General features: G+C 53.8%; 19 protein-coding genes. 14 read left to right on the top strand and 5 right to left on the bottom strand.

Features of this window, described 5'->3' with window-relative positions:
- Nucleotides 1-54 precede the first annotated feature (54 nt).
- Nucleotides 55-1,320: a DUF4427 domain-containing protein gene (locus tag HU143_RS10410; RefSeq protein ID WP_023227616.1), complete on the bottom strand. Its 1,266-nt coding sequence runs from the start codon at nt 1,318-1,320 to the stop codon at nt 55-57.
- A 493-nt stretch (nt 1,321-1,813) separates the two neighbouring features.
- Between HU143_RS10410 and hyaA the strand changes: the two genes are divergently transcribed.
- The 11 genes from hyaA to HU143_RS10355 all read left to right on the top strand — a co-directional run bounded on the left by hyaA (nt 1,814) and on the right by HU143_RS10355 (nt 13,768).
- Nucleotides 1,814-2,932: a hydrogenase 1 small subunit gene (gene hyaA / locus HU143_RS10405; protein WP_023227615.1), complete on the top strand. Its 1,119-nt coding sequence runs from the start codon at nt 1,814-1,816 to the stop codon at nt 2,930-2,932.
- Nucleotides 2,929-4,722 (top strand): Ni/Fe-hydrogenase large subunit, encoded by a 1,794-nt coding sequence (gene hyaB / locus HU143_RS10400; protein WP_000070982.1) that lies wholly within the window; start codon nt 2,929-2,931, stop codon nt 4,720-4,722. The genes hyaA and hyaB overlap by 4 nt, the downstream gene beginning before the upstream one ends.
- 18 nt (nt 4,723-4,740) lie before the next feature.
- Entirely contained in the window at nt 4,741-5,472 is a 732-nt protein-coding gene (hyaC, locus tag HU143_RS10395) for a Ni/Fe-hydrogenase b-type cytochrome subunit (RefSeq protein ID WP_000147031.1), read from the top strand.
- Nucleotides 5,469-6,065 carry a hydrogenase 1 maturation protease gene (gene hyaD / locus HU143_RS10390; protein ID WP_023227614.1) on the top strand — a complete coding sequence of 199 codons (597 nt, stop codon included), beginning with the start codon at nt 5,469-5,471 and terminating at the stop codon, nt 6,063-6,065. Before hyaC ends, hyaD begins: the two co-directional genes overlap by 4 nt.
- Nucleotides 6,055-6,459, top strand: a complete 405-nt coding sequence (gene hyaE / locus HU143_RS10385) for a hydrogenase-1 operon protein HyaE (RefSeq protein ID WP_023227613.1) — start codon at nt 6,055-6,057, stop codon at nt 6,457-6,459. Before hyaD ends, hyaE begins: the two co-directional genes overlap by 11 nt.
- On the top strand, nt 6,456-7,304 hold the full coding sequence (locus HU143_RS10380) for a hydrogenase expression/formation protein (RefSeq protein ID WP_000063363.1): 849 nt from the start codon (nt 6,456-6,458) through the stop codon (nt 7,302-7,304). The genes hyaE and HU143_RS10380 overlap by 4 nt, the downstream gene beginning before the upstream one ends.
- 74 nt (nt 7,305-7,378) lie before the next feature.
- Nucleotides 7,379-8,923: a cytochrome bd-II oxidase subunit 1 gene (gene appC / locus HU143_RS10375; protein ID WP_023227612.1), complete on the top strand. Its 1,545-nt coding sequence runs from the start codon at nt 7,379-7,381 to the stop codon at nt 8,921-8,923.
- Nucleotides 8,924-8,934: 11 nt separating this feature from the next.
- On the top strand, nt 8,935-10,071 hold the full coding sequence (gene appB, locus HU143_RS10370; protein ID WP_023227611.1) for a cytochrome d ubiquinol oxidase subunit II: 1,137 nt from the start codon (nt 8,935-8,937) through the stop codon (nt 10,069-10,071).
- Between the two features lie 12 nt (nt 10,072-10,083).
- Entirely contained in the window at nt 10,084-10,173 is a 90-nt protein-coding gene (gene cbdX, locus HU143_RS10365; RefSeq protein ID WP_000270301.1) for a cytochrome bd-II oxidase subunit CbdX, read from the top strand.
- A 394-nt stretch (nt 10,174-10,567) separates the two neighbouring features.
- Nucleotides 10,568-11,842, top strand: a complete 1,275-nt coding sequence (locus HU143_RS10360) for a Glu/Leu/Phe/Val family dehydrogenase (protein WP_001526439.1) — start codon at nt 10,568-10,570, stop codon at nt 11,840-11,842.
- A 213-nt stretch (nt 11,843-12,055) separates the two neighbouring features.
- Nucleotides 12,056-13,768, top strand: a complete 1,713-nt coding sequence (locus HU143_RS10355; RefSeq protein WP_023227610.1) for an alpha,alpha-trehalase — start codon at nt 12,056-12,058, stop codon at nt 13,766-13,768.
- 62 nt (nt 13,769-13,830) lie between these two features.
- On the opposite strand, the gene HU143_RS10350 is transcribed toward HU143_RS10355, so the two are convergent.
- Nucleotides 13,831-14,085 (bottom strand): GlsB/YeaQ/YmgE family stress response membrane protein, encoded by a 255-nt coding sequence (locus HU143_RS10350; protein WP_000511323.1) that lies wholly within the window; start codon nt 14,083-14,085, stop codon nt 13,831-13,833.
- Nucleotides 14,086-14,253: 168 nt separating this feature from the next.
- On the opposite strand from HU143_RS10350, the gene ycgR reads away from it, so the two are divergent.
- Nucleotides 14,254-14,988, top strand: a complete 735-nt coding sequence (ycgR, locus tag HU143_RS10345) for a flagellar brake protein YcgR (protein ID WP_023227609.1) — start codon at nt 14,254-14,256, stop codon at nt 14,986-14,988.
- 13 nt (nt 14,989-15,001) lie between these two features.
- Here ycgR and emtA read toward each other — a convergent pair whose 3' ends face one another.
- On the bottom strand, nt 15,002-15,613 hold the full coding sequence (gene emtA, locus HU143_RS10340) for a membrane-bound lytic murein transglycosylase EmtA (RefSeq protein ID WP_000776974.1): 612 nt from the start codon (nt 15,611-15,613) through the stop codon (nt 15,002-15,004).
- A 170-nt stretch (nt 15,614-15,783) separates the two neighbouring features.
- On the opposite strand from emtA, the gene ldcA reads away from it, so the two are divergent.
- Nucleotides 15,784-16,698 carry a muramoyltetrapeptide carboxypeptidase gene (gene ldcA, locus HU143_RS10335; protein WP_023227608.1) on the top strand — a complete coding sequence of 305 codons (915 nt, stop codon included), beginning with the start codon at nt 15,784-15,786 and terminating at the stop codon, nt 16,696-16,698.
- Between the two features lie 96 nt (nt 16,699-16,794).
- Entirely contained in the window at nt 16,795-18,528 is a 1,734-nt protein-coding gene (locus tag HU143_RS10330) for a potassium/proton antiporter (RefSeq protein ID WP_000338376.1), read from the top strand.
- 62 nt (nt 18,529-18,590) lie between these two features.
- Here HU143_RS10330 and dadX read toward each other — a convergent pair whose 3' ends face one another.
- Nucleotides 18,591-19,661: a catabolic alanine racemase DadX gene (dadX, locus tag HU143_RS10325; protein ID WP_000197909.1), complete on the bottom strand. Its 1,071-nt coding sequence runs from the start codon at nt 19,659-19,661 to the stop codon at nt 18,591-18,593.
- A 13-nt stretch (nt 19,662-19,674) separates the two neighbouring features.
- Nucleotides 19,675-20,973: a D-amino acid dehydrogenase gene (locus HU143_RS10320; RefSeq protein ID WP_001266935.1), complete on the bottom strand. Its 1,299-nt coding sequence runs from the start codon at nt 20,971-20,973 to the stop codon at nt 19,675-19,677.
- Nucleotides 20,974-21,152 lie beyond the last annotated feature (179 nt).

The raw sequence follows: 21,152 nt of genomic DNA, 5'->3' as shown, positions 1-21,152 counted from the left end.
TCATACTGACAGGCTCAATTAACGCAGAGCTAACAGGGTAAGTTTTTTTCTTAATTACCAGTCGACATTCACTGTATGATTATAAAAAGGATGCTGATCCTTTAGCGGCGTCTCATAACTTGGGATCGCATCATAATCATCTTTTCCCCGAACGGAATACCTTCCCGCTTCGATATCAAAACGATGTTTGAGCCATCCCGCAACATGACTTGCGAAAGCCTCTTTTCTTCTTAATGGCCAATCAACAGAAGCCAAATTAACATCTAATAAGTACCGCCCTTCTTTATTAACCTTGATCATTCCAGCCTGCAGTAACGCCCGTACCACCTGGGATTGGTTATCATGAATCCAGACCCAGGCATTTCCAAATTCCATTGCATAATTATCATTTAAAAAATCTTTTTTTGAATATAATTCACTTACATAATCATTGATAGAGTCAGCATAATTTTTTACTTTAGATGCAGATAAATCAAAAAAAGATTCAAATTCGAAAGTATTGTCATTAATACAGGACAGTAACGCACCCGGTTCCGAGAGCTGGGTCCATGATTGTAAACTCTCTACAGCTATAATGAATTTGAAAGTATTTCTTCCAATGACACCCCGGTCAATTAAAGTTAAAATATCGTGAGCTACGGTAGGGATATCTTCTGCAAACGGGACAATTATTCCCGCACCACTTATTTCGCTTGATTTAAAATCAAACCCTGGGGTGCTTTCAATGTTTTCCGGAATACCATACTCTTTAATATGATTAAGGAAATTTTTAATATCGCCACGATATGGCCATCGCCATTCGCGTTCATGTGTCCAGTCAATCTTACCTGGAACATAAGTAACATATCTATATTGTTCAATCAGAGGAAGAGCCGTTTCATCAAGAATACGTTCCCCATATCTGCCTTGCGAGCATCGAGCATTGTTATGCTCATCCAACCCATATATGACTGGCCTTGCCCCATAATTAAACATTTGCTCTTTAGGTAAAACGATTGCATATAAACCGATTTTTTCATTTCGTTCTAATCGGCGTACACCAGTTTCTAAATAAGCTGCAATCGGCATATCTGTAAAGCATACCACCGGGGAGTCGCCATATACGGTTCGTTGCCCATTTCGGTATGACCAGGACGAGAAAATTTTATGACTGCGTAAAGATAATCGAAGTAAATATTTAGCATCAATGAAACAGGCGTGGTGCTGATTATTAAAACCACAGTGTTCAGGCAAATAAATATGGCTACCGGTCTCTAAATTAACGTCCCGAAAAAAATGAATCAAATAATCGGATAAGTCAAATCTGATGTTATTTTTCATGGGGCGCCCTCTTTCAAATGGTCTCTTTTTTGCATTCCTTTAAAACCAGCACCATCATTTTATATAAAAATCATCACGAAGTATGCTTCTTTTAACGATGACATCAAACCCTCCCTCCTTTTGCGTCAACTTACGTATCCCTGAAATGGCGAGACCAGGCTAAATCTACCCGAGGTTGCTCACTGAAAACCTCATCCTGGAACAAGCTCAACCGTCCTTCCCCGCCACGGCCCTTTCGCCGAAAAACCGATAATGGGTATAAATATACCGCTATAAGCTATACCCACACACTTCACATTGTTTCTTATCGTTAATCCGATACGCTTTTTTACATTATTTCTGGCGATATACGCCGGTGCAAAGTGAATCGGGCTCGTTTCCGCGCTCGCGCGTAACCCAATGATTTACCTTGCTGGCGGAACGTCAACGGACCCGCAAAAGCGCCTTATGCCCCTGGCGGAGCGTGGTGCAAAAAGGAGAAAAAATACGCGTTATGAATAACGAGGAGACCTTTTATCAAGCCATGCGTCGTAAGGGAGTGACCCGACGCAGCTTTCTCAAATTCTGTAGCCTTGCCGCCACATCGCTGGGACTGGGCGCCGGAATGACGCCACAGATCGCCTGGGCGCTGGAGAATAAACCGCGGATTCCGGTGGTCTGGATTCATGGACTGGAATGCACCTGCTGTACCGAATCCTTTATCCGTTCCTCGCACCCGCTAGCCAAAGATGTGATCCTCTCGCTGATTTCCCTCGATTATGACGACACCCTGATGGCCGCCGCCGGCGCACAGGCCGAAGAAGTCTTTGACGATATTACCACTCGCTACGCCGGGAAATACATTCTGGCGGTGGAAGGCAATCCGCCGTTAGGAGAGCAAGGAATGTTCTGTATCAGCGGCGGCCGCCCGTTTATTGAAAAACTGAAGAAAGCCGCCGCGGGCGCCAGCGCTATTATCGCCTGGGGAAACTGCGCCTCCTGGGGTTGCGTCCAGGCCGCCCGCCCCAATCCGACCCAGGCAACGCCTATCGATAAAGTGATCACCGACAAGCCGATCGTGAAAGTCCCTGGATGTCCACCAATCCCGGATGTCATGAGCGCCATTATCACCTATATGGTGACGTTTGATCGTCTGCCGGAACTCGATCGCATGGGCCGTCCACTGATGTTCTATGGTCAGCGTATCCACGATAAATGCTACCGTCGCGCCCATTTTGATGCCGGTGAATTTGTCGAGAGCTGGGATGATGACGCCGCCCGCAAGGGATACTGCCTGTACAAGATGGGCTGTAAAGGGCCAACCACCTATAACGCCTGCTCCTCCACACGCTGGAATGACGGCGTCTCCTTTCCTATCCAGTCCGGTCACGGATGTCTGGGATGTTCAGAAAATGGTTTCTGGGATCGCGGCTCGTTTTATAGCCGCGTGGTGGATATTCCCCAGATGGGTACCCATTCAACCGCCGATACGGTGGGGCTGACCGCGCTGGGCGTGGTCGCGGCGGGCGTTGGCGGTCACGCTATCGCCAGCGCGCTCAACCAACGTAAACGCCACAAACAACAGTTAGCGCAAGCCGAACAACAGCCGGACAATGAGGATAAACAGGCATGAGTAACCAGTATCAAACCCAGGGTTATACCGTTAACGACGCCGGCCGTCGTCTGATCGTGGACCCGATTACCCGCATCGAAGGGCATATGCGCTGCGAAGTGAACATTGATGAGCAAAACGTCATTACCAATGCCGTTTCCTGCGGCACAATGTTCCGCGGGCTGGAGATCATTCTGCAAGGCCGTGACCCGCGTGACGCCTGGGCGTTTGTTGAACGTATTTGTGGTGTCTGTACCGGGGTACATGCTCTGGCATCAGTGTACGCTATCGAAGATGCGATTGGTATCCAGGTGCCGGATAACGCCAATATTATACGTAACATCATGCTGGCTACGTTGTGGTGTCACGATCATCTGGTCCATTTTTATCAGTTAGCCGGTATGGACTGGATTGATGTTCTGAATGCGCTGAAAGCCGATCCGCGCGCCACCTCGCAGTTGGCGCAAAGCCTTTCCGCCTGGCCGATGTCATCGCCGGGCTACTTCTTTGACGTACAAAATCGATTAAAGAAATTTGTCGATGGTGGCCAGCTTGGGATATTCCGTAACGGCTATTGGGGACATCCACAGTACAAACTGTCGCCAGAGGCTAATCTGATGGGCTTTGCCCACTATCTTGAAGCCCTCGACTTCCAGCGCGAGATCGTCAAAATCCATACCATATTTGGCGGTAAGAACCCCCATCCTAACTGGATCGTTGGCGGGATGCCGTGCGCGATCAATCTCGATCAAAGCGGCGCGGTCGGGGCTATCAATATGGAGCGCCTCAACCTGGTGCAGTCGATCATCACCCGCACCGCCGACTTCATTAACAACGTGATGGTTCCGGACGCACTGGCTATCGGCCAGTTCAATAAAGCATGGAGTCAAATTGGCACCGGTCTGTCGGATAAATGCGTGCTGAGCTACGGCGCATTTCCGGACATTGCCAACGACTTCAGCCAGCAAAGCCTGTTAATGCCGGGCGGCGCGGTGGTCAATGGCGATTTTAAAAATGTCATGCCGGTAGATTTGGCCGATCCGCAGCAGATACAGGAGTTTGTGGATCACGCCTGGTACCGCTATCCGGACGATCGGCTGGGGCGTCATCCTTTTGACGGCATTACCGATCCCTGGTACAACCCCGGTGATGTCAAAGGCAGCGATACGCATATCCAGCAGCTCAACGAGCAGGAACGCTACTCCTGGATTAAAGCGCCGCGCTGGCGGGGTCATGCCATGGAAGTCGGCCCGCTTGCCCGAACGCTTATCGCGTATCACAAAGGGGATGCCGCCACCATAGAGTCGGTAGATCGCATGATGTCTGCCCTTAAACTGCCGCTCTCCGGTATCCAGTCTACGCTTGGCCGTATTTTATGCCGCGCGCACGAAGCGCAATGGGCCGTCGGTAAGCTGCAGTATTTTTTCGACAGGCTTATGACCAACCTGAAAAACGGCGACCTGGCCACCGCCAATACCGAGAAATGGGAACCGGCCAGTTGGCCGCAGCACTGCCGCGGCATCGGTTTTACCGAAGCGCCTCGTGGAGCGTTGGGACACTGGGCGTCAATACGCGATCAGAAGATTGAACTCTATCAGTGCGTGGTCCCCACCACCTGGAACGCCAGCCCGCGCGATCCTAAAAAACAGATCGGCGCCTATGAAGCGGCATTGATGGGAACGCAAATGGCGATTCCCGACCAACCGTTAGAAATCCTGAGGACGCTGCACAGCTTCGACCCCTGTCTCGCCTGTTCAACCCACGTGCTCGGCGACGACGGCAGCGAACTGATTGCCGTCCAGGTACGCTAAGCGTTAAGGAAAAGAACGATGACTGGAAAGCTATCTCCACGCGTCGGGGAGGCGCGTGATACTGCCGTCAGCCACTATGTGTTTGAAGCGCCGGTACGCCTGTGGCACTGGCTAACGGTGGCCTGCATGTTGGTACTGATGGTAACAGGCTACTTCATTGGCCGACCGCTGCCGTCGGTGAGTGGCGAGGCGACCTATCTGTTTTACATGGGCTATATCCGGCTGATCCACTTTGCCGCCGCGATGATCTTTACCGTGTTACTGCTGGGGCGAATTTATTGGGCCTGTGTCGGCAACCGCTATTCGCGAGAGCTGTTTATCGTCCCGGTCTGGCGTCGCAGTTGGTGGCAAGGCGCTTTCTCCGTGGTCCGCTGGTATCTGTTTCTGGAGAAAAAACCGGGGAGCGACATCGGACATAATCCTGTCGCGCAGGCCGCGATGTTCGGCTATTTCCTGTTGTCGGTATTTATGATCCTCACCGGTTTCGCTCTGTTTGGCGAGCATAGCCAGTACGCCATCTTTGCGCCGTTCCGCTATGTAGTTGAATTTTTCTACTGGACCGGCGGCAACTCCATCGATATTCACAGCTGGCACCGACTGGGCATGTGGCTGATCGCCGCCTTCATCGTCGGGCACGTTTACCTCGCTATCCGGGAAGACATTATGTCCGACGATACGGTGATCTCCACCATGATCAATGGCTATCGCAGCCACAAATTCCCCAAACCGCACGACAAGGAGCCCTCATGAATGCGCAACGTGTAGTGGTGATGGGATTAGGAAACCTGCTGTGGGCCGATGAAGGATTCGGTATCCGGGTCGCGGAGCGTTTGTATGCCCGATATCACTGGCCTGAAGAGGTAGAAATTGTGGACGGCGGTACGCAAGGGCTAAACCTGTTAGGTTATGTTGAGCAAGCCAGCCATCTCCTGCTCCTTGACGCGATCGATTACGGCCTGGCGCCGGGCAGCCTGCGAACCTATGCCGGCGAGAAAATCCCCGCGTATCTCAGCGCCAAAAAAATGAGCCTGCATCAAAACAGTTTTTCCGAAGTTCTGGCGCTGGCCGACATCCGCGGGCATCTGCCCTGTCACATTGCGCTGGTCGGCCTGCAACCGGCGCTACTGGACGACTACGGCGGTAGCCTGAGCGAAATAGCTCGCAGCCAGCTACCGGCGGCAGAACAGGCCGCCCTGGCGCAACTGGCCGCCTGGGGGATCGTGCCGGAGGCAAATGAGGTCGCACGCTGCCTGAACTATAAATGCCTGTCGATGGAAAATTATGAGGGAGTGCGCATACGTCAGTATCAGACACGTCTGGAGGGCAAAAGAAGTGGCGAATGACACCCCGTTCTTTGCGCTATGGCAACGCCTGTTAACCCGTGGATGGCAACCGGTAGAGGCTTCTACGGTAGACGACTGGATCAAACTGGTTGGAGATGGCGTCATCCTGTTAAGTAGCGATCCGCGGCGTACGCCGGAAGTCAGCGATAACCCGGTGATGATTGCCGAACTCCTGCGTGAGTTCCCGCAGTTTGACTGGCAGGTGGCGGTGGCCGACCTTGAACAAAGCGAAGCTATCGGCGATCGCTTTAATGTACGTCGGTTTCCGGCGACGTTGGTTTTTACAGACGGCGAGCTACGCGGCGCGCTCAGCGGCATTCATCCCTGGGCTGAACTGCTCACGCTGATGCGTTCGATGGTTGACACTCCCGCAGCGCAGGAGACAGTACAATGAGCAACGCCTTTTTTCATCTGCTGGGGCCAGGTACGCAGCCTGATGACGCCAGTTTCTCGATGAATCCCTTACCGCTCGCCTGTCAGGTCAATGGCGACCCAAGTATGGCGGCGCTGGAGCGCTGCGCTCACAGCCCGGCGGTGATGGCATTGTTGACCGATCTGCGAGGTCAGCTTGCCCGGCGCATCCCGGAAGTCGGCGACGTGCTGGGATGGGAGTTATCTCCCCTGAATGCCGATGATCTCTCATTCCTCAATACGCTATTGGGCGAAGGCGAAGTCTCGGTACGCATTCAGCATCCGGACGGGAGTGAAAGCGAGATCCAGGAGACCATCTTCTGCGGCCTGTGGCGGGTACGCCATCTGCATAACCGACGTCTGCTGACGGATCGTCTGGAAGCGGGTAGCGCGCCCCTGACATTGTGGCAAGCGGCGACTGCCGATACGCTGCCTGACGACTCTCTGCTGCCTCCGCCTGTCGCTGGCCTGATGAATGGACTGCCGCTGGCCCATGAGTTATTGGCGCACGTACGCGATCCGGCGTTGCAACCTCACAGCATCAATTTGACCCAACTGCCGCTCAGCGAGGCCGATCGTCTTTTTCTGGCGCGTTTATGCGGACACGGGAACATCCAGATTCGCATCTCCGGGTATGGCGAAAGCCAAATCAACGCCACAGCATTGCGCCATCTCTGGCATGTGCGCTGTCTGGACGCCCTTAAAGGGCCGTTGCTCGATAGCTATGAGATTTGTCCTTTGCCGGAGCTGGTACTGGCGGCCCCGGAAGATCTGGCCGACTCGCGCCAGCGCCTGGATGAAGTCTGCCGATGGCTGGAGACGCGCTAGCGCTCTCAACAGGAACGTCACCGGTGTCCGGTACTGATTAGCTTTTTACTCTCTTTCTGCCTACAGGAGTTAGCATGTGGGATGTCATTGACTTATCGCGCTGGCAGTTTGCGCTGACCGCGCTGTATCACTTTTTATTTGTTCCTCTTACGCTTGGGCTGATTTTTTTGCTGGCCGTCATGGAGACGATCTATGTGGTGACGGGGAGAACCGTCTACCGCGATATGACGCGTTTCTGGGGCAAGCTCTTCGGGATCAATTTTGCTCTCGGTGTGGCTACCGGCCTGACTATGGAGTTTCAGTTCGGGACTAACTGGTCGCTCTATTCCAACTATGTGGGCGATATTTTCGGCGCGCCGCTGGCGATGGAAGCGTTACTGGCCTTTTTTCTCGAATCCACTTTTGTCGGTCTGTTCTTTTTCGGCTGGCAGCGGCTGAATAAATACCAACACCTGCTGGTCACCTGGCTGGTGGCCTTCGGCTCCAATATTTCAGCATTATGGATTCTGAATGCCAATGGCTGGATGCAGTATCCTACCGGCGCTCATTTCAACATCGATACGTTACGGATGGAAATGAGCAGCTTCAGCGATCTGGTCTTTAACCCGGTGAGCCAGGTGAAATTCGTCCATACCGTCATGTCCGGTTATGTCACCGGCGCCATGTTTATTATGTCCATCAGCGCCTGGTATCTGCTACGTGGCCGCGAGCGTGAGGTGGCCTTGCGCTCGTTTGCTATCGGCTCAGTATTCGGCACCCTGGCCATTCTGGGAACCCTGCAACTGGGGGACAGTTCGGCCTACGAGGTCGCCCAAATTCAGCCGGTGAAACTGGCGGCGATGGAAGGCGAATGGCAAACCGAACCCGCGCCCGCGCCGTTTCATCTGATTGCCTGGCCGCAGCAGGAACAGGAGCGTAATGCATTTGCCGTGAAGATCCCTGCTCTGCTGGGTATTCTGGCCACCCATTCGCTGGATACGCCGGTTCCGGGGTTAAAAAACCTAATGGACGACACTCTGCCGCGCCTGAAGCGTGGCCGGGAGGCCTGGCTACTCATGCAGGAGATAGCGCAAGGCAATCGCTCGCCGCAGGTACTGAATGCGTTTCACACCGTTGAGGGCGATCTGGGGTACGGCATTCTGCTGGCGAAATATGCCCCGGATATGAACCATGTGACGCCGGAGCAGTATCGTGCGGCCCAGCGTGGCGCTATTCCTCAGGTGGCGCCGGTGTTCTGGAGTTTCCGTATTATGGTCGGCTGCGGTTCGCTGCTGTTAGTGGTGATGTTGATTGCGTTGATACAGACGCTGCGAATGCGTATCGACCAGCATCGCTGGGTATTGCGTATGACGCTCTGGAGCCTGCCGTTACCGTGGATTGCCATTGAAGCCGGTTGGTTTATGACGGAGTTTGGCCGTCAGCCCTGGGCGATTCAGGACATTCTGCCGACCTGGTACGCTCACTCCGCGCTGACGCCTGGACAGTTGGCCTTCTCAATGGGGCTTATCCTCGGACTTTACACCCTGTTTTTAATCGCGGAAGTCTATCTGATGCAGAAGTACGCGCGTCTTGGGCCGAGCGCCATGCAACATCAACAACAAGCGCAACAACAGGGATAAAGGAGACAATCATGTTGGATTATGAAACGTTGCGGTTCATTTGGTGGCTGCTGATCGGCGTCATCCTGGTGGCATTTATGGTAACTGACGGGTTTGATATGGGTGTCGGTTGCCTGCTCCCGCTGATAGCGCGCAACGATGACGAACGCCGGGTATTGATCAATAGCGTCGGCGCCCACTGGGAAGGAAACCAGGTATGGTTGATTCTCGCGGGCGGGGCATTATTCGCCGCCTGGCCACGGGTCTATGCCGCCGCGTTTTCCGGTTTTTATGCGGCGATGATCCTGGTGCTGTGTGCCCTCTTCTTTCGCCCGCTGGCCTTTGATTATCGGGGTAAAATCGCCAATGCCCGCTGGCGCGCGCTGTGGGATACCGGTCTGGTTATCGGCAGCCTGGTGCCCCCAGTCATATTCGGCATCGCGTTTGGCAACCTGTTTTTAGGCGTGCCGTTTGCCTTCACGCCGCAGCTTCATGTTGACTATTTTGGCACCTTCTGGCAGTTACTCTCGCCCTTTGCCCTACTGTGTGGATTATTGAGTCTGTCGTTGGTGATTATGCAAGGAGGCGTCTGGTTACAGTTGAAAACGGAGGGCGTTATTCGTCAACGGGCTCTGTCGGCCACCCGCCACAGCGCGCTGCTGATCGTGATCTGCTTCCTGCTGGCCGGTTACTGGCTGTGGGCCGGCGTTGATGGCTTTGTCTTACTCACGCAGGATGCCAACGGTCCTTCCAATCCGCTCTTAAAAGGCGTAGCGATACTCCCTGGCGCATGGATGAACCACTTTATACGCTCGCCGCTACTGCTCATCATCCCGTTGCTCGGTATGATCCTGCCGATTCTGGCTTTCTATGCCTGCCTTCGCGGTCAGACTATTCGTGGATTTCTGTTCGCTTCCCTGACCCAGGCCTGCGTCATCTTTACCGCCGGCATAACGCTATTTCCTTTTGTGATGCCGTCGAGTGTTAGTCCTCTCTCCAGCCTGACGGTGTGGGACAGCACCTCCAGCCAGATGACGCTCGAAATCATGCTGATGATTGTGCTGATTTTTCTGCCAATCGTACTGCTCTATACGCTATGGAGCTATTACAAAATGTTGGGGCGTATCAACCTGGAGACCCTCCGCCGCAACGATCATGAACTTTATTAGGGAGCGGGAGCGATGTGGTATTTACTGTGGTTTGTCGGCATTCTGCTGATGTGCTCACTGTCGACACTGGCGCTGGTATGGCTTGAGTCGCGTCAACAATAAAGAGGTAAACCGGGGCCAGCGCCATCTGACTCCGGTTATTTTTATCTTTTTACGCGCCTGGCGAAGACGTTTCCCCGCCGACAGGACGACATAACATTGATACATGTCGTTATCATAACGTTTACTTTTAGAGGTGCGTCATAATTATGACAAATAGCCACCTTGCACACATTACGCATATTTAAGCAAATAACTGCATAATTAGCGATATATCACCTCTTATAGCGGATAGTTAACCACTTCTCATCCAAAATCATAACGAAAATCCAACTGCCTGCCATTTTTGATCTGAGTTAATTGTTTAAAAAAGTGTTAAATTTATCGCTACATGGTGTGATCTACTATGTACCACGGTCAATTAAAGAACATATTACTTTTATCACTAAGGTTTATCATGGATAAGTTATCTTACGCTTCAGATAGCAGCACATCTGCCTGGAATACCTACCTGCAACAAATCGAGCGTGTGGCCCCTTATCTGGGCGAGTTATCCCCCTGGGTGGATACTCTGCGCCACCCAAAACGCGCTCTGATCGTCGATATTCCGGTACAAATGGATGATGGCACTATTCGTCATTTCGAAGGATATCGCGTGCAGCACAACCTCTCCCGAGGTCCGGGTAAAGGCGGTGTTCGCTACCATCCTGACGTTGATCTCAATGAAGTGATGGCCCTGTCAGCATGGATGACCATCAAATGTGCCGCGCTGAATCTGCCGTACGGCGGCGCCAAAGGCGGCATCCGCGTCGATCCGTTCTCGCTGTCGGAAGGTGAACTGGAGCGTTTGACCCGCCGCTATACCAGCGAGATCGGCATTATCATCGGGCCGCAGAAAGATATTCCTGCGCCGGATGTCGGCACCAACGGTAAAGTGATGGCCTGGATGATGGATACGTATTCCATGAATCATGGCACGACGGTCACTGGCGTCGTCACCGGTAAGCCTATCCATCTTGGCGGTTCGCTGGGTCGTGAAAAAGCGACGGGGCGCGGCGTTTTCGTCAGCGGGCTGGAAGCCGCGCGTCGGGCGAATATCGCCGTTGAAGGCGCTCGCGTTGCGGTTCAGGGTTTTGGTAACGTCGGCAGCGAAGCCGCGCGTCTGTTTGCAGGCGCTGGCGCCCGTGTCGTGGCGATTCAGGATCATACCGCGACGCTGTTTAACGCCACCGGTATTGACATGAAAGCGCTCACGGCATGGCAGACAGAACACAAACAGATTGCCGGTTTCCCGGGCGCGGAAACTATCGCCAGCGATGCGTTCTGGCGTCTGGAGATGGATATTCTGATCCCGGCGGCGCTTGAAGGCCAGATAACTCGTCAGCGCGCGGAAGCCCTGACGTGTAAGCTGGTGCTGGAAGGGGCTAACGGCCCGACCTATCCGGATGCTGATGATGTTCTGGCCAGCCGTGGTATCCTTGTGGTGCCTGACGTGGTCTGTAACGCAGGCGGCGTAACCGTCAGCTACTTCGAATGGGTACAAGATATGGCCAGCTTCTTCTGGAGCGAAGAAGAGATCAACGCGCGCATGGACAAAATCATGACCGACGCGATCGTCCATGTCTGGGAGAAAGCGGCTGAGAAATCCTGTTCTCTGCGCACCGCAGCCTATATTGTCGCCTGTGAGCGCATTCTGTTGGCCCGTAAAGATCGCGGTATCTATCCGGGTTAAGGCTACAAGTTATTGCGCTAAAATCCACGTCCCGGCGTGGATTTTTTGTCTGTATACCCCGTTTTCCACGCGCGCGCCGATAAATTCTGTCTCAATAAAATGTCTGTTTGTTCGCAAAATAGCGGTTCAATCACGCGTATCTGGTCATCGTAGACTAAGGTTTTGTCATGGTAAATGCCGTTGGCTTTGGCTCACCGCTAAGGAGATAACTTGATGATACCCCCAGAGATTCGCCGTTCTGTTCTACTGCAGAAAGCCATAAAACTGGCGCTGGCAGGGACGCTGCTGACGTTTGCATCGTTTTCGGCGACTGCCGCAGACCCGTCTTCCGACACTGAAACTCCGCAGCCGCCGGATATTTTGCTTGGCCCGCTCTTTAATGATGTCCAGAATGCAAAACTCTTCCCCGATCAGAAAACCTTTGCTGACGCCATACCTAATAGCGATCCGCTCATGATTCTTGCGGATTATCGTATGCAGCGGAACCAGTCCGGCTTCGATTTGCGTCATTTTGTTGATGTTAACTTCACCCTGCCGAAAGCGGGTGAAAAATATGTCCCGCCTGCCGGGCAGTCATTGCGTGAACATATTGATGGCCTGTGGCCGGTGCTGACCCGTTCAACTAAAAACGTCGAAAAGTGGGACTCGCTCTTGCCGTTGCCTGAATCCTATGTCGTACCGGGTGGGCGATTCAGAGAGATTTACTACTGGGACAGCTACTTTACGATGCTGGGGCTGGCGGAAAGCGAGCACTGGGATAAGGTGGCGGATATGGTGGCGAACTTTGGTTACGAAATTGACGCCTGGGGGCATATTCCTAACGGCAACCGTACCTACTACCTGAGTCGTTCGCAGCCGCCTTTCTTTGCGTTTATGGTTGAGTTACTGGCGCAACATGAAGGTGACGATGCGCTGAAAGAATACCTGCCGCAACTGCAAAAAGAGTACGCCTACTGGATGGAGGGCGTTGAGACATTGCAGCCAGGGCAACAAAACCAACGCGTCGTCAAACTGGAAGACGGCAGCGTTCTCAACCGCTACTGGGACGATCGGGATACGCCCCGCCCTGAATCCTGGGTTGAAGATATCGCTACCGCCAAAAGCAACCCCAACCGCCCGGCAACGGAGATCTATCGAGACCTCCGTTCTGCTGCCGCCTCCGGCTGGGATTTCAGCTCCCGCTGGATGGATAATCCGCAGCAGCTCAGTACCATCCGTACCACCACGATTATCCCTGTCGATCTTAACGCTCTGCTGTATCAGCTGGAGAAAACCCTCGCCCGCGCCAGCGCTGCGGCGGGCGATCGGGCCAAAGCCTCGCACTATGACGCGCTGGCCAACGCGCGGCAAAAAGCCATTGAAATGCATCTGTGGAATAACAAAGAGGGTTGGTATGCCGACTACGATCTGAAGAACAATAAAATCCGTGACCAACTCACCGCTGCCGCGCTGTTCCCGCTCTATGTAAACGCCGCCGCGAAAGATCGCGCCGCGAAAGTGGCGGCGGCGGCCCAGGCGCATCTGCTACAGCCTGGCGGGCTGGCTACCACCTCGGTTAAAAGCGGACAGCAGTGGGATGCGCCAAACGGCTGGGCGCCGTTACAATGGGTCGCTGCCGAAGGATTGCAAAATTATGGGCAGGATGACGTGGCAATGGAAGTCACCTGGCGCTTTTTAACCAATGTGCAGCACACCTACGATCGCGAGAAAAAACTGGTCGAAAAATATGACGTCAGCAGTACCGGAACCGGCGGTGGCGGCGGCGAATATCCCCTTCAGGACGGCTTTGGCTGGACCAACGGCGTGACGCTGAAAATGCTCGATCTGATTTGTCCGCAGGAAAAACCGTGCGATAGCGTACCGTCTACTCGTCCGGCATCGTTAAGCGCAACGCCGACAAAAACGCCGTCTGCAGCGACGCAGTAACGCGTGTTTATAGTAGGTTGACCCGGCGCTGACCGGGTCAACGCTTACACGTTCTGCAGCGGTTAGCCGCGGCGCAGAAGGCGGAAAATCACCAGCACCACAATCGCGCCCACCACGGCGACCAGGAAACTGTGCAGATTAAAGCCGCTGATACTGCCGCCAATACCAAACATCGTCGCCAGCCATCCGCCAACGACCGCCCCGACGATACCGAGAATACAGGTCAGGATAAATCCCCCGCCATCGCGCCCCGGCATAAGCAATTTGGCGATAACGCCGGCAATCAAACCAAAAACAATCCAGGCGATAATTCCCATTTGCAAACCCTCTTTCCAGTAAAAACGTTTTAAGTATAGGCAAAGTCGAGCGTCGCATTTCTGAACACTGATTTATCTCGCGGACATAAAAATTTATTTATCGCTATTAAGTTCTTTCTACCGATGCCGATAACCCAACGATAGTCTGCGTATCAGGGGTTATTTCGTGTGAGTGGTTACAATGAGCAGTTCCTGAAAAAAAATCCATTAGCGATATTAGGCGTGCTACGGGATTTAAATAAAAATCAGGTTCCACTGCGTATTTCATGGGCGAATGGTCAATTCATCAGTAAAATTTTGGCGGTAGACCCGGAAAAACTCATCGTGGATTACGGCAGCCAGGAATATGATAATAGCGCCGTATTACGCGCCGGGCAGGTAGCCATTATCGCAGAAACACAAGGCGCAAAAGTCGAGTTCACGTTGCCGCAACTTGTTACAGGTGAATATCAGCGGCTGCCGGCCTTTATCACGCCCCTGCCGTCATCACTGTGGTTTGTCCAGCGCCGGGAGTATTTTCGCATTGGCGCGCCGCTGTATCCGCCTTATTACGGCGTCACCACGCTACCGGACACCCGTACGTTACGTTTTCGCCTGTTTGATCTTTCCCTGGGCGGCATGGGCGCGCTACTGGAATCCGCCATCCCCGACGGACTAATCGAAGGCGCACGCTTTTCGCAGGTTGAACTGAACATGGGGCAATGGGGGATTTTTCACGTTGACGCCCAGCTTATCTCCATCAGCGAGCGTAAGGTGATTGATGGGAAAAATGAAACGATCACCACTCCCCGCCTGAGCTTTCGTTTCCTTAACGTTAGCCCGGCGGTGGAGCGGGAGTTGCAGCGGATTATTTTTTCGCTTGAGCGCGAGGCCCGAGAAAGAGCGAATAAAGTGCGAGAATAATCTTCACGCTAAACTACATGGCGTCCAGCGCCTGCTGAAGCTTCCAGATATAGCGCGGCGCCTGCGGCGCGGGATGATTATCAACAACATGTTCAAAAAACTCGTCCGCATCCAGATCGTTAATTTTTTCTATCGCCTTCTTCCTGTCGGATGAAAAAGTACGCAATAACGCGCCTGCGCCGTTAGCATAAGAGACGACCAGCGCATATTGCATCACCTGCGGATCTTTGATGCCGGCCAGCGGCCCATTTTCCAGAATGCTCAGATACGCCGCGCCCATTGAGATGTTACGCTCAGGGTTTTTCAGCTCGCTGGTGGTCGGTTCGCCACGCCAGCCCATACGACGGTAAACGTCGCGCCCGGAGGTCGACGCCTTTAACTGCATCAGGCCAATCGCATTGGATTTACTGACCGCGTTAGGGTTGCCGCCGGATTCAATGGCGATAATCGCGGTGATTAAATGCGGATCAACCCCCCATGCCGCCCCGGCTTTTTCACTGATGGGCATCCACTGCATCGCACGCTTTACAGGCACTTCGGCATTCCACGGCGGATTCCTGTAATCCTGTTTTGAGCTACAGCCAGCCAGTATTACTACCAAAAAAGCAAACCATCTTAATTTCACGTCATCTATCCTTATAGCCGTAACTTATCTGCCGAAGAGGTCATACCGCCCCGGCCAGGTACTTAGGTTGCCTCCCTGGTGCGCATCCAGAAACGTCGCACAACGAGGGACATCGCCTAATATATGCGGCATGATATACATTTGCATTCTATTGTCAGCAAGGAATTACCATGTCTCTGTTTCATTTAATCGCCCCCTCGGGCTACTGTATTAACCAACAGGCCGCGTTACGCGGCGTTCAGCGCCTGACTGACGCGGGTCATCAGGTGGAGAATGACGAGGTGATTCGTCGCCGCTATCAGCGTTTTGCCGGTACGGACGCGGAACGGCTGGCCGATGTTAATTCGCTGGCCTCGCTAACTTCGCCGGATACGATCGTCATGCCGGTTCGCGGCGGCTATGGCGCCAGCCGCTTGCTGGATCGTATCGACTGGCAGGCTCTCGCCTCCCGGCAACAGCGCGATCCCTTACTGATTTGCGGTCATAGCGATTTTACGGCGATTCAGACTGGACTCCTGGCGCAGGCCAATGTCATCACCTTTAGCGGTCCTATGCTGGCGGCAAATTTTGGCGCCGAAACGCTGAATACGTTCACCGAGCAACATTTCTGGCTGGCGCTACGCAAGGCGCAATTTACCGTAGAGTGGCAAGGCGACGGCCCTCAGTGCGACGTACAAGGCACCTTATGGGGCGGAAATCTGGCGATGTTGATTTCCCTTATCGGTACGCCCTGGATGCCGACTATCGATAAAGGAATTTTAGTGCTGGAAGATGTCAATGAGCATCCTTTCCGGGTGGAGCGTATGCTTTTGCAACTGGAGTACGCCGGAATTCTAAACCGTCAGAGCGCCATCGTTCTCGGCAGCTTTAGCGGCGCGGCGCCCAACGAGTATGACGCCGGCTATTCTCTGGAGAGCGTCTACGCGTTTTTACGTTCCCGTCTGTCCGTTCCGCTGATTACCGGTCTCGACTTCGGGCATGAACAGCGTACGGTGACGCTCCCTATCGGGGCAAACGCGACGCTTAAAAATACGCGCCAGGGGACTCAACTCACTTTATCTGGACATCCTACGCTGCAATTGTAAAAAAAGTCCCCGACAGGCTAAGTAAAACGCTGCCCTGGCCGTTATTATGTTAATGTTAAATAATACGAAGCCGTGTGAGTCAGGAGATATAAAACGTTGGATGCTGCAACAATTATTAGTCTATTTATTTTAGGTTCCATCCTTGTAACCAGCAGTATCCTGTTAAGTTCATTCTCATCGCGACTGGGTATCCCGATTCTGGTCATTTTCCTCGCTATTGGGATGTTAGCGGGTGTGGATGGCATTGGCGGTATTCCTTTCGATAATTATCCTTTCGCTTATATGGTCAGTAACCTGGCGCTGGCGATTATTTTACTCGATGGCGGCATGCGCACCCAGGCCAGCTCTTTTCGGGTAGCGCTGGGCCCCGCGCTGTCGCTGGCGACGCTCGGCGTGCTGATCACGTCGGGGTTAACAGGTATGATGGCCGCCTGGCTGTTTCATCTGGATCTTATCGAAGGTCTGCTTATCGGCGCGATAGTCGGTTCCACTGACGCCGCAGCGGTCTTTTCTCTGCTTGGCGGCAAAGGGCTAAACGAACGTGTAGGCTCCACGCTGGAGATCGAATCGGGAAGTAACGACCCGATGGCCGTTTTTCTGACCATTACATTAATTGAGATGATCCAGAAGCATGAAACCGGCCTGGACTGGATGTTTGCCGTCCATATTATCCAGCAGTTCGGTCTCGGTATTGTTTTTGGCCTGGGCGGCGGTTACCTGCTACAGCAGATGATCAACCGTATTTCTCTGCCCAGCGGCCTGTATCCGATGCTGGCGCTCAGTGGCGGTATTCTGATTTTTGCCTTGACGACCGCGCTTGAAGGCAGCGGCATTCTCGCGGTCTATCTGTGCGGATTCCTGTTAGGAAACCGCCCAATTCGCAACCGTTACGGCATCCTGCAAAACTTTGACGGACTGGCCTGGCTGGCGCAGATCGCGATGTTCCTGGTCCTGGGGCTGTTGGTGACGCCTTCCGATCTGTGGCCGATTGCCGTCCCTGCGCTTATTCTCTCTATCTGGATGATTTTCTTCGCCCGCCCACTGTCGGTGTTTACCGGCCTGCTGCCATTTCGCGGCTTCAATCTTCGGGAGCGCATTTTCATCAGTTGGGTCGGACTGCGCGGCGCGGTGCCGATTATTCTCGCCGTTTTCCCGATGATGGCCGGGCTTGAAAACGCTCGCCTGTTCTTTAATGTCGCTTTCTTTGTGGTACTGGTGTCGCTGCTCCTGCAGGGAACATCGCTGTCATGGGCGGCGAAAAGAGCCAAAGTGGTCGTGCCTCCGGTTGGCTGGCCAGTATCGCGCGTGGGGCTTGACATCCATCCTGATAATCCGTGGGAACAATTCATCTATCAGTTGAGCGCCGACAAATGGTGCGTCGGCGCGGCGTTGCGCGACCTGCATATGCCGAACGAAACCCGCATTGCCGCGCTATTTCGCAATAATGAACTGTTTCACCCCACGGGTAGTACTCGTCTGCAGGAAGGCGACGTACTCTGCGTGATTGGCCGGGAGCGCGATCTGCCAGCGCTGGGCAAATTGTTTAGCCAGTCGCCGCCGGTTTCGTTAGATCAGCGTTTCTTTGGCGATTTTATCCTCGAAGCGAATGCGAAATTCGCCGACGTGGCGCTTATCTACGGGCTGGAAGAAGGAACGGAATACCGGGATAAACAACAAACCCTCGGTGAAATCATACAGCAACTGCTGGGCGCTGCGCCGGTCGTCGGCGATCAGGTGGAGTTTGGCGGCATGATTTGGACGGTAGCTGAAAAAGAAGATAACGTGGTACGCAAGATTGGGGTACGCGTCGCCGAAGACGAAGCAGAATAAGGTCGTCGGACAACGTCGACCCGCCCCCAGGTGGACCGGTCGACGCCTTAGCCTGAATTATGTTACGTTGTCACAAACGGCACGCGCGGCGCTACGGCGCACAGTAGCTCATAGCCCAGCGTGCCTGCCGCAGAGGCGACATCATCGACCTTAATTTCTTTGCCCCATAATTCAACCGGCGTGCCGATTCCCGCCTGCGGACACGGGGTCAAATCTACCGCCAGCATATCCATTGAAACGGTGCCTACTGTTCTGGTACGGATACCGTCCACCAGCACAGGCGTCCCGGTCGGCGCATGGCGTGGATAGCCATCGGCATAACCCGCCGCGACGATGCCAATGCGTTGTTCCTGAGTCACAGAATACCCTCCGCCATAGCCTACCCTTTCACCCGCGCTCAGCGTCTGCACGCCAATAATTTCGCTACTCAGCGTCATCACGGGTTTTAGTCCGGTATCGGCAATATCCCGCCACTGTCCTGACGGCGACGCGCCGTACAAAATAATGCCCGGCCTGACCCAGTCATAATGCGCCTGGGGATGCCACAGCGTCGCTGCCGAATTTGATAACGAGTATGAACACTGCAGGCCTTCTGTCGCCAGCGCAATACGCCTCATCGCCTCCCCGATACCTTCCGGATGATCGGCCTGAGCAAAATGTGACATCAGGGTCATTTCACCGACATTGCGCATTGCCCGCAATTGCTGCCAGACGGTCTGCGCCCGCTCAGGCTGAAAACCGAGTCGGTTCATGCCGCTGTTGACTTTGACATAGATATCCAGCGGCGCGTTAAGCCGCGCATTTTGCAGCGCTTTCAACTGCCAGTTACTGTGGATGCAGGTGGTCAGCCGATAAGTGTCATACGCCTCCAGGTCTTGCGCATGGAAAAACCCTTCCAGCATCAATATCGGCCCTTTCCACCCGCGCTCACGCAGGGTAATCGCCTCTTCAAGGTTGAGCATAGCGAAACCATCTGTAGCGCCCAGCGCGCTCCAGACGCGTTCAATACCGTGGCCGTAGGCGTTGGCTTTCACTACCGACCAGACGCGCGCCTCTGGGGCCGCCCGGCGCACAATAGCCAAATTTTGTTTCATTACCTGTAAATCAAGGCTGGCCTGTATAGGGCGGGTCATTTCACTTCCTTTATCAGTTATGCGCGCTATGCAAACGTTGCGGGCGGGTGGGCGTAAAATCGGAACGGTATCGCGCCACGCTCAGATCGTCGTAGGGTATCGCTGGCGTACGACCCGACAAGATATCGCTTAACAACTGGCCTGAACCGCAGGCCATCGTCCAGCCTAAGGTGCCATGTCCAGTATTAAGCCACAGATTTTTATAACGGGTACGTCCTACTACCGGCGTGCCGTCCGGCGTCATGGGGCGCAGGCCGGTCCAGAATGTGGCCTGCTCAATATGACCGCCGCGCGGAAAGAGATCGCGCACAACCATCTCCAGCGTCTCGCGGCGTGGTTGCAGTAAGTCGGTATTAAAGCCCACGATTTCCGCCATTCCTCCCACGCGAATACGCTTATCAAAACGCGTAATAGCGATTTTGTAGGTTTCATCAAGAATCGTCGATACCGGCGCGCCGTCTGGCTCGACGATTGGGATGGTTAATGAATAGCCTTTCAGCGGATACACCGGGATATCAACAATGCCTTTAAGCATCGCCGTCGAATACGATCCAAACGCCATGACATACGCATCTGCTTTAATGATCTCATCGGCGCATTTCACGCCGTAAATCTGATCATTTTCGTACAGTAATTTTTCCACGGGAGTATTAAAGCGAAAGGTTACGCCCGCCTGCTCCGCCATGCGCGCCAGACGCTGGGTAAAGAGCTGACAGTCCCCGGTTTCATCATTCGGTAAGCGCAGCCCGCCGGTTAATTTATGCGCAACCTCAGCCAGAGCGGGTTCAACTTCCGCCAGTCGGCTGGCTTCCAGGAGCTGATACGGCACCCCGGCATCTTCCAGCACGGCGATATCACGGGTGGCGTTCTCATACTGTTGCGCGGTGCGAAAGAGTTGCAGCGTTCCCCCCTGGCGGCCTTCATATTCGATACCGGTCGCGGCGCGTAGCGTTTTCAGGCAGTCGCGACTATATTCCGCCAGACGCACCATGCGGCCTTTATTTTCCATATAATGCCGGGTATCGCAGTTACGCAGCATTTGCCACATCCACTTCAGTTGAAACGGGGTGCCATCCAGACGCACCGCCAGCGGCGCATGGCGCTGGAACATCCATTTTATCGCCTTCAGCGGTACGCCAGGGGCCGCCCAGGGCGCCGCATATCCCGGTGAAATTTGTCCGGCATTCGCCGCGCTGGTTTCTTGCGCCGGGCCGGATTCGCGATCGATGACGGTGACATCATGCCCCGCCTGACTCAAGTACCAGGCGCTGGTCACGCCAACTACGCCACTCCCCAGGATGACAACTCGCATAGCCACTCCGTTAATAGTAAAAGAACAATCTTCTGATTACATCTTGATAACCCAGATGAAAATATTATTCAACATATGACTTTTTTATGGTGACGTGCTTCACATATACCCTAAAGACAAGCGATCCCACTGGTTTGGGATCTCCTGCTACGCGGCATGGCTATACAGCATAAAATGAT

This window comes from Salmonella sp. SJTUF14076 (assembly GCF_015534835.1).
Taxonomy (GTDB): Bacteria; Pseudomonadota; Gammaproteobacteria; order Enterobacterales; family Enterobacteriaceae; genus Salmonella; species Salmonella enterica.
Note: the sequence above shows the minus strand (reverse complement) of the source record. Positions and strands in the feature narration are given on the sequence as shown.